This is a genomic window from Mesonia hippocampi, assembly GCF_014197445.1.
In the GTDB taxonomy this organism is placed as follows: Bacteria; Bacteroidota; Bacteroidia; order Flavobacteriales; family Flavobacteriaceae; genus Mesonia; species Mesonia hippocampi.
This window is the reverse complement of the sequence record NZ_JACIFO010000008.1, coordinates 24,357-35,175: the sequence shown is the minus strand read 5'-3', so window position 1 is coordinate 35,175 and position 10,819 is coordinate 24,357. Positions and strand designations below refer to the sequence as shown.

Here is a 10,819-nt window from a genome sequence, read left to right as displayed (position 1 = left end):
TTCCAAAACCGACTATTGCAATTTTCATAAAATTTTATTTTTCATAGAGTTTTATATTGTTCAAAACTTTCTTCGCTAAAATGATGCCTAACGCCCTGACGGATATGACGATTTGCGCTAAAGTGTAAACTTCAAGAGCAAAGGGAGCTATTAGACGTAATTCGCTATACCCGTTTGTTGTCGAGAGTTCACCTATGTAGGCGTCTCAAGTCAATAGTTATTAATAATTTACTACAAATATAGCGAATTACAGTCGTACTGTCAGGGCGTTGTTCGAGAATACCTCAAAAAGTAATGTAGTCATTATTGAACCGCCGTATACGAGACCCGTACGTAGGGTGGTGTACTCAGTGTGTTGTTATTTTTACTATACGACTTCGTGAATATAAATAGTTGAGAGGCGAACTCCCTACCTATTTGGGTGCGGAGCTGTTTGCTCGGTTAGCAAGCGTATTTATTCTTTTTCTTTCGTTTAATAAAAATTTCTTTAAATTTCCTTTTGGAACAAAAATAAGTAGTGGTCCACCTCCAAGAATATCTTTTTCGACCGGTATTGTTTTCATAAACTCCGCTCCATCAAGGGAATCTATAAATCTCTCAGTGATTTCCAGTTTAGAGTTTACATGCCCAAATTGAAATATAATTGTGTCTCCACTCATTGTGCCAAAACCATTGTATATGCCGGCTAAAAATGATTTCATTTGGTTTATAGATGCGTTTTCTATTACTTCATTTTTGACAATTCCTGTCACCTTCTTTGGTCTAGTTCCTTTAATCTTCTCATAAAAAAAGTTATAAAACTCACCTAATTTCCATGGTACACTTTTTAGTTCATAAAACTCATCACAGTTTCTACAATCCTTTTGTGGTTTTATTTTTTTGAATTCTTTATTTGTCACTTCTGATAGACGCAATATATTACCTAAATCAGATTCATGAATCCTAGGATTGAACTTATGTCTTTTTAGTCGCTTCCCAGGATATGTAGAAATAGAGTAATCAAATGAGAGTCCAAAGAGATAATATGCAGGATCTAAATCCTGTCCTTGAACTGTCAAAATAACCATCGTGAATATTATCGTTATGAGTTTTTTCATAATGTATGCTAACTTCTATACACCCTCAAATATAGATAACTTTTTAACAATAAACATTTAGTTATATATTGAGTTTTACTTTTTACAAGCTATTTCGATGTTGTTTTTAGTTTGTGTCCAATGTTTTTATAAGAAATATTGGAGGTGCATTGGATCTATATTGGACTCATCTTGGACTTACCTCGGGTTTTATAGCGCTTTTATGGGCTACAGGAGGTTATATTATATTGTTATAAATTAAGCAGTAATTTAGGAGTAAAAGCGTGTGATTTTATAGAAGCACAACTTTTGAGATATGCTGATTTAGAAAAACAAAAAAACCTTTAAGTACTTCTTAAAGGTTTTGTATATCGATGAAATTAAAAAAGCTTAGTACTTATTTAAGTTCTTCTTGCGCTTGTTTTTTAGCTTCGCGTTTTTCTTTAATCATTTCCATGATAGAGCCACCTATCCAATAAGGAACCACAAAGGTTAAAAGGAAAATCATTAACCAAAATCCTATAGTAGCGATAGTCATAAATGCTAAAAAACCTAAGTATTGATCGAAGTCAAACATAATACGTAATTTACATGAATTTTTGCCAAAGATAACAAATTCTTTGAATTTAAAAGGAGAGAATTTAATAAATTTTCAAAAAATGAAACTTTATTGGTTGGGTTTAAATTAGTAACTTTGGTTCAAGAAAAATAAACTTTCATACACAATGGATTACAGAATAGAAAAAGACACCATGGGTGAGGTAAAAGTACCTAAAGATAAACTATGGGGAGCTCAAACAGAGCGTTCTCGTAATAATTTTAAAATAGGTCCTGCTGCCTCTATGCCATTAGAAATTATTTATGGTTTTGCATATTTAAAAAAAGCAGCAGCTTACGCCAATTGCGATGCAGGCGTATTACCAAAGGAAAAAAGAGATCTTATTGCACAGGTATGTGACGAAATATTGGAGGGCAAGCACGATGAGCAGTTTCCGTTAGTAATTTGGCAAACGGGATCGGGTACACAAAGTAATATGAACGTAAACGAGGTGGTTGCTAATAGAGCACATCAATTAGCAGGAAAAACCATAGGAGAAGGCGAGAAAACATTACAACCTAATGACGATGTAAATAAATCGCAATCCTCTAACGATACTTTCCCTACAGGAATGCACATTGCAGCGTATAAAAAAGTTGTGGAAGTTAGCCTTCCTGGAATTAAACAATTACGAGATACCTTAGCTCAAAAAGCCGAAGCTTTTAAAGATGTAGTAAAAATAGGCCGAACGCATTTTATGGATGCAACGCCTCTTACTATTGGGCAAGAGTTTAGCGGATATGTGTCTCAGTTAGATCATGGGTTAAAAGCTTTAGAAAATACCTTACCGCATTTAGGCGAATTGGCTTTAGGAGGAACAGCAGTAGGAACGGGGTTAAATACACCAGAAGGCTATGCGGTAAATGTTGCGAAACACATAGCAAATTTTACTAAATTACCATTTACATCGGCAGAGAATAAGTTTGAAGCCTTAGCAGCGCACGATGCTTTTGTAGAAACTCACGGCGCTTTAAAACAACTGGCGGTTTCTATTAATAAAATAGCTAATGATATACGTATGCTATCATCAGGGCCAAGAAGCGGAATAGGAGAACTTATTATTCCTGCAAACGAGCCAGGATCTTCTATCATGCCAGGAAAAGTAAACCCTACGCAATGTGAAGCTTTAACAATGGTTTGTGCACAAGTAATGGGAAATGATGTAGCTATTAGCGTAGGCGGTATGCAAGGGCAGTTTGAACTTAATGTTTTTAAACCTGTAATGGCTGCAAATTTATTACAAAGTGCTCAGTTATTAGGAGATGCTTGTGTCTCTTTCGAAGAACATTGTGCTAATGGAATTCTTCCTAATCAGGAACGTATAGAGCATTTGCTTAAAAACAGCTTAATGTTAGTAACAGCATTAAACACGAAGATAGGTTATTATAAAGCGGCAGAAATTGCCAATACAGCACATAAAAACGGAACAACCTTAAAAGAGGAGGCCGTAAACTTAGGTTATACTACCGCAGAAGAGTTTGACCAATGGGTGAAACCAGAAGATATGGTAGGAGGTTTAAAATAGGTTTTCTTTTTAAAAGGAAGATGCTTAAAATCGGATAAAATGTTTAATGTTTTATCCGATTTTTTTATACTTAAAAAAGCTAGGCAGGCAGAGGCTAGTTTTTTAATTTTGATACTTAATTTTAATAAAGAAAAAATGATACGGCAAGCTGCTATTATCTTTGGATGTTTGGCAATAGGGGAATTAATAGTTTACCTAACTTCGGTAAAATTACCATCAAGTATAATTGGAATGATTCTACTTGCATTTTTATTAAAAATAGGTTGGGTAAAATTAACTTGGGTAAAAGGTATTTCAGATTTTTTGGTAGGAACATTGCCGTTTTTCTTTGTTCCGGCAGGAGTTGGAATTATGGCTTATTTTGAGCTAATAGCAACATCGTTTTGGTCTATTTTAACCGCAGCTTTAGGAAGTACGGTAATTGTACTTGTTACTACAGGTTGGGTGCACCAATATTTAAGAAAACAAAACAAAACGAAGTTAAAAAAATAGCTTATGCAATGGTTTTTTAATAATGAGATTATAGTAATCGCTTTTACCATAGTCATTTATTTTATAGCGGAAAAATTACAAAAGAAAACAGGTGTTTTTCTACTAAACCCTATTCTTGTTTCGGTAGTTATTATCATTAGTTTTTTGAGTGTTTTTAATATTGATTATGAAACGTATCATAAAGGGAGTAAGTATATAGATTTTCTTCTAAAACCAGCAGTAGTAGCATTAGGAGTGCCTTTGTATTTGCAGTTAGAAAAAATAAAAAAGCAAGTGTTACCTATTATTATTTCTCAGCTTGTGGGTTGTATAGTAGGGGTGGTATCTGTCGTGGTAATTGCTAAATTGATGGGCGCTTCTAAAGACATTGTTTACTCTTTGGCGCCAAAATCGGTGACTACGCCAATCGCTATAGAGGTTTCTAGAGCAGTAGGAGGAATTGCGCCGCTTACGGCAGCAGTAGTAATTGTAGTTGGTATTTTTGGGGCGGTTTTTGGTTATGTAATTATGAAGCTTTTTGGAGTGAAAAACCCCATTGCACAAAGTTTAGCCATAGGGAATGCAGCACATGCTTTGGGAACATCAAGATCTATGGATATTAGTCCAAACTATGGTGCAATGGCAAGTATCGGGCTTATTTTAAACGGTGTTTTAACAGCTTTATTAGCTCCTTATATACTCAAAGTATTGTCTCCTTGGATAGATGCTTAAGAAGGTGTTTTTAAGGAGTTGTTTTTTTTAGCTAAAGAAAGCATATTAAAATTAAAAACTTCTTTTCCTATTTGAAAATTGTGGGTAGCTACCTTTTTTAAATTAAATTTTTTATAAAAGCTTAAGGCAAGTTTGTTTTCTTGTAATACAGATAGCCAAATGTGAGATTGTTCTGTTTGATTAAAGAAAGCCATTAATTCGTTCATTAATAGCCAACCTACCTTTTTGCCTAAAAAATCTTTTAAAACATATATTTTCTGGAGTTGAGCACACTCGGTATTAGGAATAAAATCAGTATTAGAATTTATTTTTAGTTTAGCATAACCAATAGGTAATTTATTCCAATAAGCTATCCAGTACACATTGTTACTTTTCTTTAAACTGCTTTCTATTTTGGCTACGCTAAAGGTTTGCTCATAATAGTCTAAAAGATCTTGCTTATCTTTAAAATAATGGGCAAAAGTTTCTGTAAACGTGATTCGTCCTAATAAGGCTATAATAGCAGCTTCTTTATAAGTTGCTTTTTTTATTTCAATCATTTTTTATGCTCTTTTTGTGTTTGTTCCCAACCTATAATAGCGGTTTTTCTTATGGTTCCCCAGCGGTAACCGTCAAATTTTCCAGAGGTTTTTATCACGCGATGACAAGGAATAAGGTATGCAATAGGGTTTTTTCCAATGGCTGTACCCACAGCTCTAGCAGCTTTTTGATTACCAATGTTTTTAGCAATTTTTTTATAAGTGCTAAGCTCTCCTTGAGGGATGTTTAGTAAGCTTTTCCATACTTTTAACTGAAAGTCTGTTCCTTTTAGGTGTAGTTTTATTTCGGGTAAATTTACAGGCTGTTTGCTAAATAATGTTAGGGCGTTTTTTTGCATTGTTGTTGTTTTTTCTTTAAATAAGGCATTGGGGAATAACGTTTTTAAAGAGGTTACAGCAGTATTTTTATCTTCAAAAAATGCAAGATGACAAATGCCTTTAGCCGTAGAGGCTATAATAATATCACCAAATAAAGATTTAGAAAAACTGTAGTTAATCATTAAGTTTAATCCGCCTTTTTTGTATTCAGCGGGCGTCATTCCCTCAATGTTAATAAACAAATCATGAAGCCTACTTGTGCTCGATAATCCTGTTTCTGCCGTAGCGTCAAATAGGCTTATTTTTTCTTCTCTAAGAAGTGTTTTTGCATGCTCTACACTTATGTATTGTAAAAATTTTTTCGGACTAGTACCTGCCCATGTGGTAAATAAACGCTGAAAATGTGCAGGACTTATATGCATGGCAGCAGCAATGGTTTCAAGTTTTGGTTGTTGTTTAAAGTTTTTTACGATGTAACCAATAGCTTTTTCTATTTGCCGATAATGTATATGCTCTTCCTGTTTCATTTTTATAAGGTTAGGGAGGTAAATTACGTGAATATCTTAAAGAAGAAAAATCCGAAATATGCTAAAATACAGTTATAAAGAAAAACATTTAATCTAAATATAGCTTTTTGTTAATGCTAAAGTGTTGTTAAGTAGTTTTTTTATGAGGTATATTTAATTCTAAATATTTTAGTTATGACAGAAGAACAAGCTGAAAAAGTAATTAAGTTATTAGCGTCTATAAATACCAAATTAGATGGTATAGAGAACAGTATTTCTCCAGTTTACGACGCTTCAGATGTGTATGCTAAGTTGGAAGAAATTTTAGCGGCATTACAGAAGTAAAATATTTCTGCTTTACGTAAAAAAACTCTATGCATGCACATAGAGTTTTTTCCTTTTCATAGTAATTTTATCAGGTTAAAAACCACCATCGCCGTCGTCAAATCCGCCATTGTTATTTTGTCCTCGTTGACGTTGGTTTTTGGGTTGATTAAAACGGTAAATAAGTGATAAACTAAACTGTCGCTCTCTCCATTGGAATTCACTTTCTTGCCAATAGGTAGCTGTTTCTGTAGTAGAATTACGCTTTCTAGAATTTAAAACGTCACTAATGTTAAATGCTAGTGTTGCTTTATTTTTAATAATTTCTTTACTAAAAGCAAGATCTAACGAGACAATACCATCGCTTTCTGTTTGTGAATTTTTTTGTGGTCCTCTATAAAAAGCATTGGTTTGCCAATCTACGCTGCCAGGAAGTGTAACTTTAGAGCTAAAACGTGCAAACCAGCTAGTGCTTTTTGCGCTATAATCTACACTGTCGTAAATGCCTTCTTTATCAAAGTTGAAAATGTTAAAACTTCCGTTTAAACGCAGCCACTTTTTAGGGTTGTAAATCACGCTAAATTCAGCTCCTATACGCTCTTCGGTAGATAAATTAATAGGCATAGTACGAATAATTTTTTGCCCATCGGAGGTTTCCTTGCCGGTATCCATAACTACTCGCTCAAAAGAGTCGGTTTCATGTTGGTAATATACCGAACCTGTTAAGGTAAGTTTTTCCCATTGTTTTAAGTAACCTAAATCGAAAGTACTAGAATAAGCAGGATCTAAATCTGGGTTTCCCTGAAAAATATTTGTTCGGCTAGAACGAGATGGATTAGGGTTTATAAACCAACCTCTAGGCCTGTTGATACGGCGGTTATAACCTAAAGATATATTTTGGTTTTCATCCAACTCATAGATAAAATTCAAGGTAGGGAAAAGCCCAAGGTAGTTTTTATCAAAATTGGTTTTAAAAGCAACGCCTAGTTCTTCTTCCAGGCTTTGGTTATCTTCTGTAAAACGTTCTAAATCTCCTTTTAATTGGGTGTGCTCTAAACGTAAACCTGCAAGGAAAGAAAAGTTACCAAATTTATTGCCATACTGGGTGTAAATGGCATTTACATTTTCATGATAAATAAACGTATTGCTAAGCCTTTCGTTAAGCTCAAAAATATTGTTGTTTAAGTTTAAGGTGTCTAGAAGGTAATCGGTTGTTTTTTTCTCAAAATTACCACGATAACCTGCCTCAAATTGAGCATCGCCCATGGGGAGAACATAATCGGCTTGTATTAAGAATTCGTTTTGCGTTTCTTTTTCATTAATACGCTCTTTTGCTATTAATTGATTTGTAGGATAAACCAAGTTTTCTTCTATTGTGGTTGGACGTTTTTCTTTATCGTACGAATATTGAAAATCTGCCGTAAATTTATGTCCTTCGTCATTAAAACTATTGGTGTAGTTTAGGCTTGCTTGGTAGCTTTGATCTTTTTCTTTTTCTATTTCCTCGCGGAAATTTTTTCGTTGTGAAGCATCGGTTAAATATTGGGTGTTAGCATTTTCGGTAACATCTTTATCGTCTCCAAAACGGGTGTAGAAACTTCCGGTAATAGAGGAGCTTTCGGTTAAAAAATACTCCATTCCTATATTGGTGTAAATACCTTTGTATTGACGGTCGTACTCACGATCTTCTATAATTTTATCGATGCCTGTACTTTGCTTATAAACATTATTAAAGTAGGCATTACCTGGAGATTTTCTTAAATACACTCCTGTGGTATTAAAAATATTAAATTTATCGGTACGTAAATTAAGGTTGGCAGACAGTCCATATTGCTCGGGATAACCGACATTAGCTGAAATAGAACCGTTAAATCCTAAGGTTTTTTCCTTTTTAAGAATAATATTTAAAATTCCGGCAGTTCCTTCGGCATCATAACGGGCAGAAGGGCTTGTAATTACCTCTACGCGTTCTATGGCATCTGCTGGTAATTGTTGGAAAACATCGGTGCTTCCAAAACCTGCCATGGCAGAAGGTTTTCCGTTAATTAGGATACGAACATTTTCATTTCCGCGTAAGCTAATTCCGCCTTCTACATCAACATTTACCGAAGGTACATTGTTTAACGCGTCAGAAATAGTGCTTCCTTGCGTGGTGAGGTCTTTACCTATGTTATATATTTTTTTATCAAGTCGCACATCCACTTGGGTGGTTTCTGCCGTTACAACAACCTCGTCTAAATTTGCCGAACTCATTTGTAAAACTACAGTTCCCATGTTTGTTTTTTTATCGATATGGCGGTTTTTGTAGATTTTTGGCTCGAAAGAAATATACTCTACTTTTATGGTATAGGTACCTTCTGTAACATCGAAATTAAATTCGCCATCAAAATTTGTAATACCTCCTTGGTTGGTTTTTTCTCCCGTTTCATCGATTAGGGTAATAGTTGCATATTCTAGCGGAATTCCTCCACTGTTATCTACAACTTTTCCGCTTAGCTTGTAGCTTCTTTGAGCAAAACTAAGTAATGGGAATAGGAGTAACAACAGAAGTGTTGTTTTAAAAATAAGTTTGGGTTGCATGGATTTAGTTTTTTAGTAAGACTGAATTTTAACCAAAATGTTTAATGGATACATGTTAAAAATTAGTTAAGATGTTTATGAGTTGCTTTTGAGAAATAAAAACAGAAAACCCTACAGGTTTGAGGTGTAGGGTTTTTAGTGATTTTAAAGGATTATTTTCTTTATAAAAAATCTTTTATTTTTTCTGGAGGCCTTGCTATAATAGCTTTGTTGTTTTTAACGACAATAGGACGTTCAATAAGTTTGGGATGTGCTATCATTGCTTCTATAACTTCTTCCTCGTTAAGGTTTTTATTTTTATAGTTGTCTTTCCAGATTTGCTCTTTTGTGCGGACTAAATCTTTTGCAGGAATACCTAATAAGCTAAGTACTTCCTTAAGTTCAGTTTTTGTAAGAGGGTTGTTTAAGTATTTTACTATTTGAAAATCTTCTCTAGATTCTTCTAAAATTTTTAATCCTTCGCGTGATTTGCTACAACGTGGATTATGGTATATTTTAATCATAAAAAAGTGTTTTTTTAGGGATTAAGCCTATTTATAAAGCTAAGAAAACAAGCGGTAACTTACAAACTATTGTCGTTTTCTTTTTGTCCCATCGTCATTAAATAAGCTTTTAAAAAGGTATCTATATCGCCATCCATAACAGCATCTACATTTCCTGTTTCTTGTGCTGTGCGCACATCTTTTACCAGTTTGTAAGGATGCATTACGTAGTTACGTATTTGTGAACCCCATTCTATTTTTTTCTTATCCGCTTCAATATCGTTGCGTTGCTCTCTACGCTTTTGTAATTCTATTTCATACAATTGCGATTTTAGCATTTGCATTGCTCGAGCTCGGTTATCGTGTTGCGAGCGTGTTTCTGAGCATGAAATTTGAATTCCAGTAGGGTGGTGGGTAAGTTGCACTTTGGTTTCTACTTTGTTTACATTTTGTCCACCTGCTCCGCTAGATCGTGCGGTAGTAATTTCTATATCGGCAGGGTTAATTTCTATTTCAATGGTATCATCTACCAACGGATAAACATAAACAGAGGCAAAGGATGTATGGCGTTTTGCATTGCTATCAAAGGGAGAAATTCTAACCAAGCGGTGAACACCATTTTCTCCTTTTAGCCAACCAAAGGCATAAGCTCCCTGAATTTCTAAGGTAACGGTTTTTATACCCGCAACATCGCCATCTTGTAAGTTGAGTTCCTTTACTTTAAATCCGCGTTTTTCTGCCCACATAAGGTACATGCGCATAAGCATCGATGACCAATCGCAACTTTCGGTTCCGCCTGCTCCTGCTGTTATTTGTAGTACTGCCGATAGGTCGTCTCCTTCATCCGATAACATATTTTTAAACTCAAGGTCTTCTAGGTATGTTATGGCTTGTTCGTATTTTTGGTTTAATTCGGCTTCAGTAGCTTCACCTTCTTTATAAAACTCAAAAATAACTTCGGTGTCTTCGGCAAGTGCTTTTGCCTTTTCATAATCGTTAACCCAAGCTTTTAGTCCGTTAAGGTGTTTTACAATTCTTTCGGCTTCTTGCGTATTGTTCCAAAAATCTGGTGCAAAGGTTTTTTCTTCTTCGTTCGTTATTTCTATACGTTTCCCAGCAATGTCAAAGATATTGGTTTAGGGCGGTGATACGTAAGTTGAGGTCTTTTATGTTATCTTGGGTAATCATAATGATAGTATTTTTTATTTAAACATATCCATACCAGGAATGTTGGGTAAGCCATCTTTAGCCGCTGCACCTAATTCTGCTTCGTTTATTTTTGTGGCTTGAGCAATGGCCTTGTTTAAAGTAAGAATTAAGTAATCTTCTAATTGTTCTTTATCCTTTAAAAGCTCGTCTGAAATAGAAATGTTTTTTATCTCTCTATTTGCGGTTATGTTAACAGAAAGAAGATTGTCTGACGATTTTTCTTCTAAAGTTACCGTGTTCAAACGTTTTTTTGTTTCTTCTACTTTTGCTTGGGCTTCTTTAAGTTTATTCATCATGCCCATCATGTCTCCAAACATAGTCTTTGTTTTTTATGAAAGGGCAAATTTACTACATTCAACAACAAGAAACGAAAACAAATAATAAACTGTTATAAAAAACTTTTTGTTTCCGCGTTAAGCTTTACTTTTGTGCTTTTTGAAAAATAAAATACCTTATTAA

The 10,819-nt window shown here is 34.4% G+C and carries 12 protein-coding genes; 4 read left to right on the top strand and 8 right to left on the bottom strand.

The features are described 5' to 3' along the window. Positions 1–413: 413 nt before the first annotated feature. Together GGR32_RS09735 and GGR32_RS09730 are read right to left on the bottom strand one after the other, a co-directional pair. Positions 414–1,097, bottom strand: coding sequence for a hypothetical protein (locus GGR32_RS09735; RefSeq protein WP_183478015.1), 684 nt, complete (start codon positions 1,095–1,097; stop codon positions 414–416). A 376-nt stretch (positions 1,098–1,473) separates the two neighbouring features. Next, a complete protein-coding gene (locus tag GGR32_RS09730) occupies positions 1,474–1,653 on the bottom strand; it encodes a hypothetical protein (protein ID WP_183478014.1) in 180 nt (59 codons plus the stop codon). 148 nt (positions 1,654–1,801) lie between these two features. Here GGR32_RS09730 and fumC point away from each other — a divergent pair, with 148 nt between their 5' ends. The 3 genes from fumC to GGR32_RS09715 all read left to right on the top strand — a co-directional run bounded on the left by fumC (position 1,802) and on the right by GGR32_RS09715 (position 4,402). Next, entirely contained in the window at positions 1,802–3,199 is a 1,398-nt protein-coding gene (gene fumC / locus GGR32_RS09725; protein ID WP_183478013.1) for a class II fumarate hydratase, read from the top strand. Between the two features lie 135 nt (positions 3,200–3,334). After that, complete coding sequence (locus tag GGR32_RS09720; RefSeq protein ID WP_183478012.1) at positions 3,335–3,691, top strand: CidA/LrgA family protein; 357 nt, start codon at positions 3,335–3,337, stop codon at positions 3,689–3,691. A 3-nt stretch (positions 3,692–3,694) separates the two neighbouring features. Continuing rightward, a complete protein-coding gene (locus tag GGR32_RS09715) occupies positions 3,695–4,402 on the top strand; it encodes an LrgB family protein (protein ID WP_183478011.1) in 708 nt (235 codons plus the stop codon). Here GGR32_RS09715 and GGR32_RS09710 read toward each other — a convergent pair. Next, positions 4,399–4,941 (bottom strand): GNAT family N-acetyltransferase, encoded by a 543-nt coding sequence (locus GGR32_RS09710; RefSeq protein ID WP_183478010.1) that lies wholly within the window; start codon positions 4,939–4,941, stop codon positions 4,399–4,401. The genes GGR32_RS09715 and GGR32_RS09710 overlap by 4 nt on opposite strands. After that, a complete protein-coding gene (locus GGR32_RS09705) occupies positions 4,938–5,786 on the bottom strand; it encodes a bifunctional helix-turn-helix domain-containing protein/methylated-DNA--[protein]-cysteine S-methyltransferase (protein ID WP_183478009.1) in 849 nt (282 codons plus the stop codon). The genes GGR32_RS09710 and GGR32_RS09705 overlap by 4 nt, the downstream gene beginning before the upstream one ends. Before the next feature lie 174 nt (positions 5,787–5,960). On the opposite strand from GGR32_RS09705, the gene GGR32_RS09700 reads away from it, so the two are divergent. Then, on the top strand, positions 5,961–6,110 hold the full coding sequence (locus GGR32_RS09700; RefSeq protein ID WP_183478008.1) for a hypothetical protein: 150 nt from the start codon (positions 5,961–5,963) through the stop codon (positions 6,108–6,110). A gap of 75 nt (positions 6,111–6,185) precedes the next feature. Here GGR32_RS09700 and GGR32_RS09695 read toward each other — a convergent pair whose 3' ends face one another. The 4 genes from GGR32_RS09695 to GGR32_RS09680 form a co-directional block, all read right to left on the bottom strand. Beyond that, positions 6,186–8,669 (bottom strand): TonB-dependent receptor, encoded by a 2,484-nt coding sequence (locus GGR32_RS09695; protein ID WP_183478007.1) that lies wholly within the window; start codon positions 8,667–8,669, stop codon positions 6,186–6,188. Between the two features lie 161 nt (positions 8,670–8,830). After that, positions 8,831–9,172, bottom strand: a complete 342-nt coding sequence (gene arsC, locus GGR32_RS09690) for an arsenate reductase (glutaredoxin) (RefSeq protein WP_183478006.1) — start codon at positions 9,170–9,172, stop codon at positions 8,831–8,833. 59 nt (positions 9,173–9,231) lie between these two features. Further along, a protein-coding gene (prfB, locus tag GGR32_RS09685) for a peptide chain release factor 2 (protein WP_183478005.1) occupies positions 9,232–10,339 on the bottom strand; the annotation gives its coding sequence in 2 pieces (ribosomal slippage) (positions 9,232–10,275 and positions 10,277–10,339; 1,107 coding nt in all). 14 nt (positions 10,340–10,353) lie between these two features. Beyond that, entirely contained in the window at positions 10,354–10,677 is a 324-nt protein-coding gene (locus GGR32_RS09680) for a YbaB/EbfC family nucleoid-associated protein (RefSeq protein ID WP_183478004.1), read from the bottom strand. Between the last annotated feature and the right edge of the window lie 142 nt (positions 10,678–10,819).